This window comes from Brevibacillus sp. FIR094 (assembly GCF_050477165.1).
GTDB lineage: Bacteria > Bacillota > Bacilli > Brevibacillales > Brevibacillaceae > Brevibacillus.
In genome coordinates this window covers 55,890-72,315 of record NZ_JBEAES010000026.1, presented here as the reverse complement: position 1 = coordinate 72,315, position 16,426 = coordinate 55,890, and the positions used below count along the sequence as shown (strand labels likewise).

Below are 16,426 nucleotides of genomic sequence, written 5' to 3'. Positions count from 1 at the left end.
CATTTAATGATAGACTCATTAACGCTTTCGCTGTTCAGTTTTCAAAGAGCATTTTTTGTCGAACGTTTTATATCTTATCACGTTCGTTATTTGCGAGTCAAGAAGTTTTTTATCGAATCTCGTTTTCTTTTCTCGTATTTTGTCGTCGTTCTTGGCGACAAGGAATAATCTATCACATATAAAACTCTAAATCAATAGTGATTTTAAAAGTTTTTTTATCGATAAACGAGAAACAGCTAAAATACCGCGATACGAAAGGAAAAAGAGCGAGAAAAACATCTCGCTCTTTCTATCAATTATCTCTACTAGCAGCAGCCAATGCTAGCTGGCAGGAAACCCAGCCCGTGGGATCTATTCCTTTTCTCGCTGGTAAAACTCTTCGCGCAGCAGCCCCATCATAATGGTGTCATAATACTGCCCATCTACATATTCATTTTGGCGCAGTCGCCCTTCTATTACAAAGCCTGATTTTTCATAAGCGCGAATGGCGCGCGTATTTCCGCTCCACGTATCCAGCTGCACCCGATTCAAGTTCAGCTTGGAAAAGAGGAAGTCGAGCAAGAGGCGCAATGTATCTGTACCGAAGCCTTTGCTCCAGTACTCTTTCGCCATGATCGCAATGCCAATTGTGGCTGTCCGCGTAATTGGATTCACATCTCGGTAATCACAATTTCCGATGTGCTCTCCATCCAAGGTATAGACTGAGAATACAAAACCCTTTAATTTATCATCCGGCCGTGAAGCACGAACGTTTTCCGCATACATGGCTTTCAGTGAGTCGAGCGAAACATAACTATAGGTTACCAGACCTGAGCCCGCTGCCCATTTGGCCGCTTCTTCATCGTTGCGCCAATGGAACAGTCTCTCCATATCCTCAGCAATAACTGGCCGTAATTCTACTAAATTCCCTTTGTTCATTCGGTATCCTACCCTTCGATTGGTGTTTGAAAATAGAGTCTCTTTGTTTTGAAGTGAACTTGAATGTATTCATGGTCACCACACCTTTCGCAGTAAGATACCGATAATTCTAACAAAAAAACCACGCTCTGGAAACAGAGGTGGTTAGTACTTTATTTGTTAACGACGCTTCTGAAGCTCCGTCAGCACTTCATCCAGCGGCAGCTTTTGCTCCCGTAACAAAACCATCAAGTGAAAGATCAGATCAGAAGCCTCATACCGCAGCTCCTCACGACTTCGATTTTTCGCTGCAATAATGACCTCGGCAGCCTCTTCCCCGACCTTTTTCAGGATTTTGTCTACACCTCTTTCGAACAAGTAGGTGGTGTAGGATCCTTCCGGACGCTCTGCCTCGCGCGCAGCAATCAGTTCTTCTAGCTCACTCAAGATTGCAAACCGATCTGCTTGTACTGGCTCATCATCTGTATCGGTGAGAACTTCCTGCGAGAAACAGCTGTAAGCTCCCGTATGACAAGCAGGCCCATTCGGCTCGACCATCACAACCAGTGCATCTCCATCGCAATCATACCGCATAGAGACGATCCGCTGTGTATGACCCGAGGTCTCACCCTTGTGCCACAATTGTTGTCGGGAACGGCTCCAAAACCATGTTTCTTTGGTCTCCAATGACTTTTGTAGCGATTCTTCATTCATATAGGCAAGCGTCAAGACTGTCTTGCTTCCGGCATCCTGCACGATGACAGGAAGCAAACCCTTTTCATCAAAACGCAATTGTTCCACTGCAAACTCTTCTGCTCCCGTCATGGTCGTACGACAACTCCTTTGGTTTGCAAATACTCTTTGACCGAGTGAATCGACGTCTCGTCATAGTGAAAAATGGAAGCGGCCAGCGCGGCATCTGCCTTTCCTTGCGTCAGCACATCGTAAAAATGCTCCCTTGAGCCCGCTCCACCAGAAGCAATGACCGGAATTCCGACCGCTTCTGATACCCGCTTGGTCAATTCGAGTCCAAAGCCTTTCTTTTCTCCATCGTCGTCCATGCTGGTCAAAAGGATTTCGCCCGCTCCCAACGCTTCTGTCTCCTGCGCCCAATAGATGACGTCTCTCCCCGTCGCATTCCGTCCGCCGTGGGTATACACTTCCCAGCGATCTTCCCCGACACTTCTCGCGTCGATTGCCACGACGATACATTGTGAGCCGAAGACCGTCGCTCCCTCGCGGATTAATTCTGGGCGCAAAACAGCCGCTGTATTCAACGAGATTTTGTCCGCACCCGCACGCAATATCCTTTTCATATCGTCGACGCTGTTAATGCCACCACCAACCGTAAAAGGAATTGTGATGTTGGCGGCCGTTTTTTCGATGACATCCACCATCGTCTTGCGCCCTTCGTGGGACGCAGAAATATCGAGAAAGATCAGCTCATCTGCTCTCTCTTCGCTATACTTTTTTGCCAGTTCAACCGGGTCTCCTGCATCGCGAAGTCCGACGAACTGCACGCCTTTTACCACCCGTCCGTCTTTTACATCGAGACACGGGATGATTCGTTTAGCCAGCATGTGATTCACGCCCCTCCATACGCTGGAGCGCTTCTTCCAATGTAAAAGCGTCCGTGTAGAGTGCTTTGCCAACAATGGCGCCAGAGACTCCGTCCGAAGCATGAGCAGCCAACGTCAACAAGTCGTCCAGTTGGCTGACGCCTCCCGAGGCAATCACCGATTTACCTGTAGCCATCGCCAATGCTGCAATTTCTGCTACATTGGGTCCCGTCATCGTGCCATCACGGGCGATATCGGTGTAAATAAACGCCTCGGCACCATACGAAACCAACCGCTTGGCAAGCACCGTTGCTTGCACATCTGTCGTGGTCAACCAACCTCTGGTAGCCACTAGTCCATTCCGGCAGTCCAGACCAATGGCGATTTTGTCCCCATAGTTTTGAAGAATTCGCTTCGTAAAAGGCTCGTCTTCGATAGCAGCAGTCCCGACAATCACTCGCGCGACGCCTGCTTCCAAATAGTCCGCGATCTGCTCTTCTATTCGAATGCCGCCCCCAACCTGCACCGGTACAGAGATCGAGCGCGCTATCTCTTTGATGAGCGCTGCATTTGCAGGCTTGCCTTCTTTTGCCCCGTCCAAATCTACGAGATGAACCCAGGACGCTCCTTGCTCTACCCAGCGCTGCGCCATCGCGAGCGGTGAATCAGCGTACACCGTCTCTTGCTCGTAATCTCCTTGGAAAAGTCGAACGCACTTGCCCCCGCGAATATCAATCGCCGGATAAACGATAAAGCTCATGTCAAAACCCCCTCGCATTGAACGGCAAAGTTACGCAGCAGTTGCATTCCTGTCTCTCCGCTCTTTTCCGGGTGAAACTGCATACCGTATACGTTGTCGCGATTCACAATGGCTGTGACCTCCTGGTGATAGTCACTCGTCGCAAGCAAGACATCAGACTGACACAGGACATGATATGAATGGACAAAATAAACGTAATCGCCATCCTGCACACCGTTTAATAATGGTTGCTTTTTCTTTATCATCAATTGGTTCCAGCCCATGTGCGGTACCTTGTAATCCCCGCGAAAACGAACGACCTCACCACCGAGCAGTCCCAAGCCCATATGCTCGCCATGCTCCGCACTTTTCTCAAACAAAAGCTGCATACCGAGACAAATGCCCAAGATTGGACGACCTGTTGCTGCGAATCGCTTGATCGCTTGCTCTAATCCAAGCTCACGTATGTTGGCGATAGCATCCCCGAACGCCCCGACTCCTGGCAAAATCAACCCGCTATATTGTTGCAGACGCTCTGCCTGAGAGACGAACTCGTACGAATATCCCAGCCTTTCCAACGCCTTGCTCAAGCTGTACAAATTCCCCATGCCGTAATCGATGATGCCGATCATATTACAAAACCCCTTTTGTGGACGGGACCCCTTTTACACGCGGATCGATCGTCATCGCTTCATCCAGTGCGCGGCCCAGCGCTTTGAAAATCGCCTCGATCATGTGATGCGTATTGTGACCGTAGTGCAGGATCACATGCAGATTGATCCGCGCCTCCAGTGCGAGCTTCCATAAAAATTCGCGCACGAGCTCCGTCGGAAACTGACCAACCATATTCGCAGGGTACGTTGCGCGATATTCCAGATGAGGGCGATTGCTGATATCAATGACGACTTGCGCGAGCGCGTCATCCATCGGGACAAACGCATTTCCATAACGCTTGATGCCTTTCTTGTCTCCCAACGCTTCCCGCAGAGCATGCCCAAGACAAATCCCGATATCCTCCACCGTGTGGTGATAGTCGATTTCGATATCTCCCTTTGCCTTGACAGTCAGGTCAAAATGTCCGTGTCGGGTAAACAGGTCTAGCATATGATCCAGAAAGGGAACACCCGAATTTTGCTTGCTCTCACCTGCGCCGTCTACACCAAAGGAAAGCGCGATCTGCGTCTCATTCGTATTGCGTTCGATCTGTGCTGCACGTTGTTTCCCTTCACTCATCTCTTTTCACTCTCCTGCTCTTCGGTCTCAAAATCTCGCAATCGCGCAAGGATCGCTCGACCGTGCCCAGACAATCCTTCCTGCTCGGCCAGTGCCACAATTTTATGTCCATTGTCTCGCAAATCTCGCTTGCTGTAGGAAACAACACTCGACTTCTTGATAAAATCATCGACGGATAATGGCGAGGAGAATCGCGCCGTTCCATTCGTAGGAATCACATGATTGGTACCGGCAAAATAATCACCGACTGGCTCTGAGCTGTATGGACCGAGGAAAATCGCACCTGCATTTTCCACTTTTCCGAGATGCTCAAATGGCTCCGCCATCATGATTTCCAAATGCTCGGGTGCGATGCGATTGATGACGGCAAACCCTTCATCTAGATCGTCGACGAGTAAAATAGCACCGTAGTCGCGTATCGCCGCTTCCGCAATCGATTTGCGTGGGAGATCGGCAAGCTGTCGCTCCATTTCCTGTGACACCTGCTCCGCCAACGATTGCGATGTCGTAACCAATATAGCGGCTGACATCGGATCATGCTCGGCCTGAGACAGCAGGTCTGCCGCAACGTATCGCGGGTTGGCCGTTTCATCTGCGATCACCGCAATTTCACTAGGCCCTGCCACCATGTCGATACTGACCAGTCCGAATACTTCTCGCTTTGCCAGTGCCACGAAAATATTGCCAGGCCCGACGATTTTATCAACCGCTTTGATTTGCTCCGTTCCGTAGGTCAGTGCCGCGATCGCTTGCGCCCCACCTACCTTGTATATCTCGGTTACTCCTGCGATTTGAGCCGCAATGAGTATCGCAGGGTTGATTTTCCCATCCGCTCCTGGTGGTGTCGTAATGACGACTTCTGGAACACCTGCAATTTTGGCAGGGATGGCATTCATCAATACACTGGAAGGATAAGCTGCCGTTCCGCCTGGTACATACAACCCTACTCGCTGCAATGGACGTATCAGCTGGCCCAGCAATGTGCCACTCTCTTTGGTGGTAAACCAGGACTGACGCACTTGCCGCTCGTGAAACGCCCGTATATTATCAGCTGCTTCCTTCAACGCCACCTTTACTTGAGGAGAAACGAGCTCACTTGCTTCTGCAAATTCGCCTTCGCTCACACGGAAGTTTTGTAGAAGCACACGATCAAATCGTTCCGTGTAATAGCGCAGCGCTTCGTCCCCCTGCTGGCGAACCGAGGTGAGGATCGCCTTCACCGCTTCTTGCTGTTCTCTCGTCCCTGCATCTACCGATCGTTTCCCGTCATACTGGCTAGCTGACATGATACGCATAGCTGTCTCCCCTTTTTCTCTAGTTCCCACGAGGAATGACCTCTAAAAATTTTCCGGCGATCTCATCTACTGCTTCACTTTTCATCCGATAACTGGCTCGATTGGCAATCAGCCTCGTCGTAATTTCACAAATACTCTCCAGTTCGACCAGGCCATTTTCCCGCAATGTCCTACCTGTCGAGACAATATCCACAATACGATCAGCCAGTCCAATCATTGGTGCAAGCTCTACTGAACCATTCAGCTTGATAACCTCAACCTGCTGTCCCTGCTCCCGAAAATAACGTGACGCAATCTTCGGATATTTCGTCGCAACACGCAGCGCTTCCGTCGGTTTCCAATCTGGCAGACCCGCTACCATCATACGACAATAGCCAATATGCAAATCCAACAGCTCATAAACATCTCGTTCTTCTTCCAATAAAACATCCTTGCCGACGACTCCAACGTCAGCCACCCCATACTCGACATAAGTAGGAACATCGGTAGGCTTCGCCATAATGAATTCAAGCTTGGCATTTTCCACAGGGATGATCAGTTTACGAGAATCTTGTAGATCCGCAGTGATCTGCAAGCCAGCCTGCTGGAGGAAATGGACAGCCTCTTCAAAAATCCGCCCTTTTGGCATGGCGATCGTCAGCTTTTGGTCGTTTTTCGTGAGTGCCATTTCCTACTCCTCCTGTTGTGTTCTGCAAATGACCTTGGTAAATCCCGCTTCTTGTCCAACCTGTTTCTCATCTATTTTAGAGACGAGACGCGTCACTACTACGAGCCCGTCCTCACGTATTTGCTGTGCCTCTGCCAAAGCGGCGCCGCGGCAATCCTCCGTGTAAACAAGCAAAACTCGCGCAGGTGCTTGCCTTTTTACGAAAGGAGTGACCTGAAGCAGCCGATCCATCTTGATCGCAAAGCCTGTGGCCGATGCAGCACGCCCGAATTGGGAGAGCAATTGATCGTAGCGTCCTCCGCCCAATAGAGGGGAGCCCAAATCTGCAGCGTATCCTTCAAAAACAACGCCTGTATAGTAGTTCAAATTGATGATCAGATTGAAATCGATCAACAAATCTTCTGTCACCCCGTAGGCTTCTAACGACTCCCACAAGGAAGCAATCGTCTCGACTGCCCTCCCTGCCTTTCCGTTGCCTGCCAGCTCGCGGGCGACCTCAATCTTCCCTTTTCCCCCTTGCAGGCGCAATAAGGATTCCAATCGGCTTTTTGCCTCCGTAGGGATGTCTACTGTCGCGAGTAGCTGCCGGAAGCCAACGAAGTCCCGTTCGTACAAAAACTGGCGGAATTGATTGCGAATAAGCTCATCCTCAATCTCTTCCTCCAAAAGTCCGTCTACGAAATCAACATGCCCAATGGCAATGCGGAATGTTTCTACACCCGCTGCCCGCAAGCAAAACACAGCAAGCGCAATGGCTTCCGCATCCGCATCGACAGACGCATCTCCGATCAGCTCGATCCCGGTTTGAGAAAACTCTGCATTCCGTCCCGCTTCCTTTTCTTGTGCCCGAAACACATTTGCCTGGTAATACAACCGAATTGGCAATGCAACATCTTTATAAAGGGAGGAAACAACCCTTGCAATAGGCGTCGTCATATCCGGACGCAGGACTACGGTGTGGCCTTGTTTATCCAGGAGGCGAAACATCCGGTCTGTTAATGTCGCACTTGCTGCTCCTACCGTATCGAAGTATTCCAGAGAGGGTGTGGATATTTCGTCATAGCCCCATCTCTCGATACACTGCCTCAGCTCTCGCTCCAAGTGCCGTTGTTTCGCCAGTGATTCCGGCAGTATATCCCTCATCCCGAGCGGCTTTTCGAATCCCAACGGCTTTGCCATCTTTGTTCCCTCCATTGCGTTCGCTTTACTCTGCTAATATGGTAACAAACTAAAGTGTTATGAAGAAGATTACCACGACGAGAATCTTAGGTCAACAAAAAACCGCCAGGATAAACACCTGACGGCTGATTACAAAGGAAGAGACGCTACATCACTTCTTCCTCTGAAGCTTTCGTTCGAATGAACTGCATGGGGTTCCCACCTACAAAGGCACCAGGCGGGACATCTTTATGAACAACCGTTCCCGCTGCGACAATGGCCCCTTTACCAATCGTTACTCCAGGCAAAATGGTAGTGTTGGCTCCCACCAGAACAGCATCCTCAATAATCACTTCTCCCAAACGGTATTCATCTATCAAATATTCATGCGCAAGTATGGTCGTATTGTATCCGATCACGCAATTATGGCCGATCTTGATTTTCTCGGGAAACATGATATCCATCATCACCATCAGCGCTACCGCACTATGCTGGCCTACTTCCATACGCAAAAATGTGCGGTACATCCAGTTCTTCCACGAAACAATCGGCGTATATCTGGAGAGTTGGATGACGATGAAGTTTTTCATGACTTTCCAGAAGCTAACCGTTTGATACATGTGCCAAAGTGGGTTTACCCCATTTACGGGATAACGTGTTGTCTTCCTCATATGCGTCTCTTTCTCCTACAAGTCAGAATCAGCATCTTCTAAAATGGCATTCGACTGTTTGCGTGTGAAGTGCATCGCTGCGTTGTAACCCATCCGTTTCAGACGGAAGTTCATCGCTGCAACTTCAATAATGACTGCCAAGTTTCGTCCTGGTCGAACAGGAACGGTAATAATCGGAATTTCGGTATCCATGATCTTCAATGTTTCCTCATCGAGCCCCAACCGCTCGTACATTTTATGTGGCTCCCACAGCTCTAGCTGAACAACCATCTCGATGTTCTTCACATTGCGCACGGCACCCGCACCAAACATCGTCATAATGTTGATAATCCCCACGCCGCGGATTTCCAAGAGATGCTGAATCAGCTCAGGAGCGCTACCGCTTAGCTGCCCGCCCTGTGTCTGCTTAATCTCCACTGCGTCATCTGCTACGAGTCGGTGTCCACGCTTTACAAGCTCAAGTGCGGCTTCACTCTTCCCGATCCCGCTTGATCCCATAATCAAAACGCCGACGCCATAAATGTCTGTGAGTACCCCATGAATCGTCGTCGTTGGTGCAAGACGATTCTCCAGGAAGTTGGTCACTTTCCCGACTAACGTCGTCGTTGCCAGCGGAGACTGAAGTACAGGTACCCCTAACCGATTGGAAACGTTAATCATCTCTTCAGGCACCATCTGATTACGGGTCACACAGAAGCAAGGAACCTGACTTTGCATGAGAAAATTCATCCGTTCCAGCCGTTCCTCTGGGGTCAGCGTCTGAAAAAAGTTGATTTCCGTCAAGCCGAACAATTGAATCCGCTCTTCCGCATAGTACGAATAGTAACCGGCTAACTGCAGGCCGGGACGACTCAAATCCGTTACGGTAATCTCACGCCCCAAGCCCTCTTCCCCGCTCAAGATCGTCATATTGAAATGGTCCACTAGATGGCTCACATTCGTCTTACGCATGAAGCTTCCCCCTCACATGGGATTTTCCGTCCCTATGGTTGTGTCTCTATTGTATCGAAACCTCTGTACTTACGACAACCTAATAAGGCCGAGCATCCTTATTAGGCAAAAACCCCGCGACTCGTTTCAGAGAATACGGGGCTTTTTCGAGCATACTATCTCTTTTCTCTTTTCATCCCTACCACAACTTCAATGAGGTAGCCAAAAATACTCATCAGTGCTGCTGCCACGATGACAGTTCCAATGTTGTCAGGCCATGGCCCCACTTCAAATCCATCAATAAAGTAGGCAGTCAACGCGAACGTCACGGCATTAATGACAAACCAGAACAAACCAATCGTCAATACTTGCAAGGGAAAAGTAAAAAACAGCAGAATCGGCCGAATCACTGTGTTGACCATTCCCAAAATCAACGTAGCCCATAGTGCTACTGTGAAATTCGCGACATGAATGGAATGGAACCACTTGCTGATCAGAAGTAGCGCAGCCCCATTTAAAAGCATTTTGATTATCCAACGGCTCATGGTGCATTCCCCCTATACAGTCTTGCCTTCGCGCAGCGATTAACGAATTCCCGTTACTTCCCATTCCCATTGCTCAAAAAACGTTGTCATGAATCGATGCCTGTCTTCGGCAATTTTCTGGGCTGTCTTGGTGAAAAGCTTGTCTTTGATGCGCTGCAGCTTCCAAGTGTATTCCTTATACGGTGTATGCTGATTGGGGTCATCCGATTGGATGGGTTGCCCAATAACCCCAGTATAAGCAAAAACCCGAGCCACTCCAATAGCCCCAATCGAATCCAGCTTGTCGGCATCAAACAAGACCTTTTCTTCCAAGGTATGTGGAGGTCTCTCTTTTCGAAAACGATGGGCGAGAATTGCAGACTGTACACGCGAGATGAAAGCTTCCATTATATTACGTTCGGAGAGCCATTCCCCTGCTAGTCTTGCGCTGATTTCTGCATGGCACTCACCTGTTTGCCGTTCTTCTGCTCTCCCGATGTCATGCAGCAAAGCAGCGAGGCGCAGCACTTCCATATCTGCCCCTTCCTCGCGACCAATCCGCTCACACATCGCCATCACACGCAAATTATGCTGCCAATCGTGTGCAGGATCTTGTCCATCAAAGCGCTTCTGTGCTTGTGCCACCAGATCGGCAGGTAGTGCTGCGAGAGCTTCTTTTACGTAATCCATCTCTTCCTCCCCCCTATGCGCCCACCTAGCAAAGATGCCTCCCTGAATCAGGGAGGCTGTCTATCGATTACTTCGAAACGAATTGCTCTAGCTTGGCATTCGTCCGTTCTTTATCGCGTTCCAAAATCGGCTTCAAATAGATACCCGTGTACGAGCCTTCCAATTGTGCCACTTCTTCTGGTGTACCCGTACCGATAATCTCTCCGCCGCGGGTACCGCCCTCTGGACCTAAATCTACGATGTAGTCCACCGTCTTGATCACATCGAGATTGTGCTCGATGACTAGCACCGTCTCCCCGTTTTCCACCAATCGTTGCAGTACCTTCAGCAAACGATCAATGTCGTCCGTATGCAGACCAGTTGTCGGTTCATCCAGAATGTAAAGCGTACGCCCTGTGCTGCGTCGATACAGCTCAGATGCGAGCTTGACACGTTGCGCTTCCCCGCCTGAGAGCGTCGTAGCAGGCTGCCCAAGCTTTACGTATCCTAGCCCTACGTCTACAATCGTCTGTAGTTTGCGCTCAATCTTTGGCAGGTTGCGGAAAAACTCTACGCCATCCTCAATGGTCATTTCCAGCACATCTGCAATGTTCTTGCCTTTGTATTTTACATCGAGCGTCTCGCGATTGTAGCGCTTGCCATGACATACTTCGCAAGGCACATATACATCCGGCAAAAAGTGCATCTCGATTTTAATGATCCCGTCACCACTGCAAGCTTCACAACGGCCGCCCTTGACGTTAAAGCTGAAGCGGCCTTTTTTATAGCCGCGCACTTTGGCTTCGTTGGTCGAAGCAAACAGGTCGCGAATATCATCAAAGACACCTGTATATGTCGCCGGATTGGAACGCGGTGTACGTCCAATTGGAGATTGGTCGATGTCGATTACCTTGTCCAAATGCTCCAGTCCCAAGATACGGCGATGCTCACCTGGCTTCACCTTTGCCTTATTCAAATCGCGCGCCAGTGTCTTTTGCAAAATTTCATTGATCAGCGTACTTTTTCCTGAACCAGATACACCTGTTACGGCAACAAAAACACCTAAAGGAAGCTTCGCAGTGACGTTTTTCAGGTTGTTTTCCTTCGCGCCCTCAATCTTGATCCATTTGTCCGAAGGCTTGCGACGCTCCATCGGAACAGGGATGAATTTGCGCCCGCTCAAATAGGCACCAGTCAAGGAGTTAGGGTCCTTCATGACTTCATCCGGAGTTCCTGCCGCTACGATTTGACCGCCATGTATGCCGGCGCCCGGTCCAATATCAATAATATAATCACAGGCCATCATCGTGTCTTCGTCATGCTCGACGACGATCAATGTATTCCCCAGCTTGGTCATATGCTCCAACGTCTTGATCAGACGCGAGTTATCCCGCTGATGCAGTCCGATACTCGGCTCATCCAAAATGTAGAGAACGCCCATCAGACTAGATCCGATCTGCGTAGCCAGTCGAATCCGCTGCGCTTCTCCCCCAGACAGTGTTCCCGCCGCACGGCTCAGCGTCAAGTAATCCAGTCCGACATCAATCAAGAAGTTCAGTCGCGCCTTGATTTCTTTTACGATCAGGTTCGCGATCTTCGCTTCCCGCTCTGTTAGTTCTAGCCCACCGACAAACTGATGCGCATCGAGAATCGACAGCGTAGTCAGCTCGGAAATGCTGCGCTCCCCGACCTTTACCGCCAAGCTCTCCTGACGCAAACGTTGGCCTTTGCAGACAGGACACGCCTTTTGGCTCATGAAGCCTTCGATTTGTTCACGGATGTAATCTGAGCTCGTCTCCAGATGACGTCGTTGCAGGTTGATGACGACACCCTCGAACGGTACGACCGCCTCACGCACTTGCCCGAACTCGTTCTCATAGCGGAAGTGAATTTTCTCGCCTTCACTGCCGTACATCAAGATTTGTCGGTGCGCTGCCGTAAGCTCCTCGTATGGCACATCCATCCGAATGTTAAAGTGGCGGCAAGCTGATTCCAACAATTGTTGATAGTAAGTAGAAGTCTTCGGCTCCCATGCGCCAATCGCCCCGTCATCGAGCGTCTTCGTCGCATCGGGAACGACCATATCCGGGTCTACCTCCAATTTGACACCCAGTCCATCACACTCCGAGCAAGCACCAAACGGACTGTTAAAGGAGAAAATCCGCGGCTCCAGCTCCCCGATGGAGAATCCACATATCGCGCAAGCATGCTTTTCACTAAACAGCAGCTCTTCTTGCTCCATTACATCGACGATGACCTTGCCATCTGCTAAACGAAGTGCCGTTTCCAAGGAGTCTGCGAGACGCGCCTGTGCATCCGGCTTCACGACGATCCGGTCAACGACAACCTCAATGTTATGCTTCTTGTTCTTTTCCAGCTTGATGTCTTCGGACAGATCGGTAATTTCACCATTGACCCGCACACGGACGAAGCCTTGCTTGCGGATGTCTTCGAGCAGCTTGACGTGCTCTCCCTTGCGTCCCTGTACCATAGGCGCGAGAATCTGCATTCTCGTGCGCTCAGGATACTCCATTAGTCGATCGACCATTTGTTCAATGGTCTGGGATTGGATCTCGATACCATGCTCCGGGCAAACCGCTCTCCCGACACGCGCATACAAAAGGCGCAAATAGTCGTAGATTTCCGTAACCGTCCCCACCGTAGAGCGAGGGTTGCGGCTCGTCGTTTTCTGGTCAATCGAGATCGCAGGGGAAAGTCCCTCAATCGAATCCACGTCCGGCTTGTCCATCTGCCCGAGAAATTGACGGGCGTATGCGGACAGTGACTCGACATAGCGTCGTTGTCCCTCTGCGTAAATCGTGTCAAAAGCGAGTGAGGACTTACCCGAGCCAGACAAACCCGTCAGAACGACGAATTTGTCCCTCGGAATGACTACATCAACATTTTTCAGATTGTGGGCACGTGCACCCTTTACGACAATATGTTCTAATGGCATGAAAAAAACCTCTCCTTAGAGTTCCGCCTTCAGCTCAAGAATCAAATCACGCAATTCGGCCGCACGCTCGAACATGAGGTTGCGTGCCGCTTCCTTCATTTCTTCTTCCATACGTTCTATGACAGCCACTCGATCCTTCTTCGGCATTTTTTTGAAGTCTGCATGTGGCAAGTAATCTGCTTTTTCCTCCGCTACCTTGGTCGCCTCGATCACTTCGCGGACTGACTTTTTCACGGTTTGTGGTGTGATGCCGTGCTCTTCATTGTACGCCATCTGAATAGAACGACGACGCTCTGTCTCACGAATCGCAGAGGTCATCGAATCTGTCATTTTGTCCGCGTACATGATAACGCGTCCCTCTGAGTTCCGCGCAGCCCGACCAATCGTCTGAATCAGCGAACGCTCATTGCGCAGGAAGCCTTCCTTGTCTGCATCCAAAATCGCCACAAGCGATACTTCCGGCAAGTCCAAGCCTTCCCGCAAGAGATTGATCCCGACTAGCACGTCAAACTCACCCAAGCGCAATGAACGTAAAATCTGCATCCGCTCGATCGTTTTAATATCCGAGTGAAGATAGCGGACCTTGATTCCGATTTCTTTCAGATAGTCCGTCAAATCCTCAGACATTTTCTTCGTCAGCGTCGTGATGAGAACCCGCTCATTTTTCGCAATCGTAGATTGAATTTCGCCAATCAAATCGTCGATCTGTCCCTTGATCGGACGTACCGTAACCGTTGGGTCGATCAAGCCTGTCGGACGAATCACCTGCTGCACCATTTCCGGGCTGTGCTCCAGCTCATAAAGTCCAGGCGTAGCTGAAATGTAGATCGCTTGTTTCAGCTTTCCTTCAAACTCCTCGAACTTGAGTGGGCGGTTATCGCGTGCAGAAGGCAGACGGAATCCGTGCTCGACCAGTACATCCTTCCGTGCGCGGTCACCGTTATACATCCCCCGAACCTGCGGCAAGGTCATATGCGACTCATCCATCATGACGATAAAATCTTCTGGGAAGTAATCCAACAAGGTATACGGAGCATGCCCGGCAGACAGTCCTGTCAAATGGCGCGAGTAGTTTTCAATACCGGAGCAAAAGCCCATCTCCATCATCATCTCAATATCATACCGTGTACGTTGCTCTAATCGCTGTGCTTCCAAGAGCTTGCCCGCATCACGGAATTCTTTCAGTCTTTCTTCCAGCTCGGCCTCGATGCTTTGGACAGCCAGCTTCATTTTCTCCTCGCGCGTCACGTAGTGAGATTTAGGGAAAATGGCAACGTGATCACGCTGTCCCAAAATCTCACCGGTCAGTATATCAATGGAAGTAATCCGTTCAATTTCATCACCAAAAAACTCGACGCGAATCGCCTGCTCACTTTCAGAGGCAGGGAAAATCTCCACCACGTCGCCTCGCACCCTGAATGTACCGCGGGTAAAGTTGATGTCATTGCGTGTGTACTGGATATCGACCAAACGATGCAAAATCTCGTCCCGTCCTGTTTCCATGCCAACACGTAAAGACAAGAGCAACTCCCGATACTCTTCAGGCGAACCCAATCCGTAAATGCAGGAGACGGAGGCAACAATGATGACATCTCGGCGTTCAAACAAAGCACTGGTAGCCGAGTGACGGAGCTTGTCGATCTCGTCGTTAATGCTCGAGTCTTTTTCAATAAACGTATCCGATTGGGGAATGTACGCTTCGGGTTGATAGTAATCGTAGTAGCTGACGAAGTATTCCACCGCGTTGTTCGGGAAAAACTCCTTAAACTCTGCACAAAGCTGAGCTGCCAGAGTTTTGTTGTGTGCCATCACGAGTGTTGGCCTGTTCACCTGAGCAATTACCTGGGCAGCCGTATAAGTCTTTCCCGTTCCCGTCGCACCCAGCAATGTCTGGTGTCGCTTGCCAGCCTGTAACCCTGCCACCAGCTCGGCAATGGCGGTCGGCTGGTCACCGGACGGTTGAAACTCCGATACCAATTCAAAACGCTCCATTCCCTCGTTCATCTCCTCATAGCATGACTGTTTCTACTTCCATTATAACACAATTCCGGCTAGTTTAAGCCCAAAATTCGAACAAACGTTTGTCTTCATCTTTCCACCAATTTCTCCGATATAGATGAAGGAAGTACAAACATGCGCAGATAGACTCGCCACCTTTAGGGAGGATTGACATGTCAGATACCGGAACAACCGTTAAAAATAATCCTTATATACAACCGCATATGAGCTATAAAGGCAAAAAAGAATTCACCACCGAGCTGGACCAAAATGCCTTTATGAAGCTCATGCTGGAGCAGTTAAAGCATCAAGACCCTATGTCCCCAATGGACAACTCTCAGTTCATCCAGCAAACAAGTATGCTGACCATGGTAGAAAAAATCACAAAAATGACCACGCTGATGGAGCAATCGAACAACAGCATGGTCACTTTGGAAAAGTATGAAAAGCTGGTAGGTCGTACAGCTTCGTATTCTATTACCAAAAAAGATGAGATGACGGGAGAAACTTCGACGGAGCGGAAAGAAGGCGTACTTGACGCCGTCTACATGGATCAAGGCAAAATCTACTTCCGTATCGCAGGCGAATCGACACCGATTCCGCTGGCAGACGTCTCCGGACTGGAATCGCAAGGTCTGGCTGGTAATACGCTCGATAACAGCGTGAAGTACATGGAAATGATCGGTCGAGAGATTTCCTATAAAGTAACCAAGGAAGTCGACCGCGATGGCAATCCAGATACCACAAATGACATTTCCAAGGTTGATGAAATCTTGAATGGCGTCATCACTGGCTTTACCACCAAAAACGGTACAGCACAGTTCCAACTGGATAATGGATCAACCGTAAAAGCCGAAGAAATCGTAGGCATGACGGTGAAGCCTGAAAACAGAACCATGGGCAACTCCCTTGCCTACGCGCAAATGATCGGCTACAACATCACGTACAACCAGTCCCAAACGAATCCAGACGGCACCTCTACCAATACTCCTCTTACCGGAGTGGTAAAGGCTGTCAGCATGAAAAACGGAGTAGTTGAATTCGTCCTCCAGGATGATAAGAAAGTCAGTCTCAATCAAATCACAGGATTCGAAGCAACTGCCTAGAATCCAATACAAAAAGCCGCACCT

The 16,426-nt window shown here is 49.7% G+C and carries 16 protein-coding genes; 1 reads left to right on the top strand and 15 read right to left on the bottom strand.

Annotation, left to right across the window (positions count from 1 at the left end):
- Positions 1–351 precede the first annotated feature (351 nt).
- The 15 genes from ACQ5DJ_RS21405 to uvrB form a co-directional block, all read right to left on the bottom strand.
- Positions 352–918 (bottom strand): GNAT family N-acetyltransferase, encoded by a 567-nt coding sequence (locus tag ACQ5DJ_RS21405; protein ID WP_429844215.1) that lies wholly within the window; start codon positions 916–918, stop codon positions 352–354.
- A gap of 159 nt (positions 919–1,077) precedes the next feature.
- Entirely contained in the window at positions 1,078–1,722 is a 645-nt protein-coding gene (gene hisIE, locus ACQ5DJ_RS21400) for a bifunctional phosphoribosyl-AMP cyclohydrolase/phosphoribosyl-ATP diphosphatase HisIE (protein WP_429844214.1), read from the bottom strand.
- Entirely contained in the window at positions 1,719–2,477 is a 759-nt protein-coding gene (gene hisF, locus ACQ5DJ_RS21395; protein ID WP_429844213.1) for an imidazole glycerol phosphate synthase subunit HisF, read from the bottom strand. The genes hisIE and hisF overlap by 4 nt, the downstream gene beginning before the upstream one ends.
- Positions 2,467–3,216: a 1-(5-phosphoribosyl)-5-[(5-phosphoribosylamino)methylideneamino]imidazole-4-carboxamide isomerase gene (hisA, locus tag ACQ5DJ_RS21390; RefSeq protein WP_429844212.1), complete on the bottom strand. Its 750-nt coding sequence runs from the start codon at positions 3,214–3,216 to the stop codon at positions 2,467–2,469. Before hisA ends, hisF begins: the two co-directional genes overlap by 11 nt.
- Positions 3,213–3,827, bottom strand: a complete 615-nt coding sequence (gene hisH / locus ACQ5DJ_RS21385; RefSeq protein ID WP_429844211.1) for an imidazole glycerol phosphate synthase subunit HisH — start codon at positions 3,825–3,827, stop codon at positions 3,213–3,215. Before hisH ends, hisA begins: the two co-directional genes overlap by 4 nt.
- Before the next feature lies 1 nt (position 3,828).
- Entirely contained in the window at positions 3,829–4,428 is a 600-nt protein-coding gene (hisB, locus tag ACQ5DJ_RS21380; protein WP_429844210.1) for an imidazoleglycerol-phosphate dehydratase HisB, read from the bottom strand.
- Positions 4,425–5,723 carry a histidinol dehydrogenase gene (hisD, locus tag ACQ5DJ_RS21375; protein WP_429844209.1) on the bottom strand — a complete coding sequence of 433 codons (1,299 nt, stop codon included), beginning with the start codon at positions 5,721–5,723 and terminating at the stop codon, positions 4,425–4,427. Before hisD ends, hisB begins: the two co-directional genes overlap by 4 nt.
- Positions 5,724–5,742: 19 nt before the next feature.
- Entirely contained in the window at positions 5,743–6,390 is a 648-nt protein-coding gene (gene hisG, locus ACQ5DJ_RS21370) for an ATP phosphoribosyltransferase (RefSeq protein WP_144618915.1), read from the bottom strand.
- A gap of 3 nt (positions 6,391–6,393) precedes the next feature.
- Positions 6,394–7,569, bottom strand: a complete 1,176-nt coding sequence (locus tag ACQ5DJ_RS21365) for an ATP phosphoribosyltransferase regulatory subunit (RefSeq protein WP_429844208.1) — start codon at positions 7,567–7,569, stop codon at positions 6,394–6,396.
- Between the two features lie 146 nt (positions 7,570–7,715).
- A complete protein-coding gene (locus ACQ5DJ_RS21360) occupies positions 7,716–8,219 on the bottom strand; it encodes an acyltransferase (RefSeq protein ID WP_429844207.1) in 504 nt (167 codons plus the stop codon).
- Positions 8,220–8,234: 15 nt separating this feature from the next.
- Positions 8,235–9,170: an HPr(Ser) kinase/phosphatase gene (gene hprK / locus ACQ5DJ_RS21355; protein ID WP_144618909.1), complete on the bottom strand. Its 936-nt coding sequence runs from the start codon at positions 9,168–9,170 to the stop codon at positions 8,235–8,237.
- 155 nt (positions 9,171–9,325) lie between these two features.
- Complete coding sequence (locus tag ACQ5DJ_RS21350; RefSeq protein WP_174225144.1) at positions 9,326–9,694, bottom strand: phage holin family protein; 369 nt, start codon at positions 9,692–9,694, stop codon at positions 9,326–9,328.
- 39 nt (positions 9,695–9,733) lie between these two features.
- A complete protein-coding gene (locus ACQ5DJ_RS21345) occupies positions 9,734–10,363 on the bottom strand; it encodes an HD domain-containing protein (protein ID WP_429844206.1) in 630 nt (209 codons plus the stop codon).
- A 67-nt stretch (positions 10,364–10,430) separates the two neighbouring features.
- Positions 10,431–13,298 carry an excinuclease ABC subunit UvrA gene (uvrA, locus tag ACQ5DJ_RS21340; protein ID WP_429844205.1) on the bottom strand — a complete coding sequence of 956 codons (2,868 nt, stop codon included), beginning with the start codon at positions 13,296–13,298 and terminating at the stop codon, positions 10,431–10,433.
- A gap of 15 nt (positions 13,299–13,313) precedes the next feature.
- Positions 13,314–15,290 carry an excinuclease ABC subunit UvrB gene (gene uvrB / locus ACQ5DJ_RS21335; protein WP_429844204.1) on the bottom strand — a complete coding sequence of 659 codons (1,977 nt, stop codon included), beginning with the start codon at positions 15,288–15,290 and terminating at the stop codon, positions 13,314–13,316.
- Positions 15,291–15,469: 179 nt separating this feature from the next.
- Between uvrB and ACQ5DJ_RS21330 the strand changes: the two genes are divergently transcribed.
- Positions 15,470–16,402 (top strand): flagellar hook assembly protein FlgD, encoded by a 933-nt coding sequence (locus tag ACQ5DJ_RS21330; protein WP_429844203.1) that lies wholly within the window; start codon positions 15,470–15,472, stop codon positions 16,400–16,402.
- Positions 16,403–16,426 lie beyond the last annotated feature (24 nt).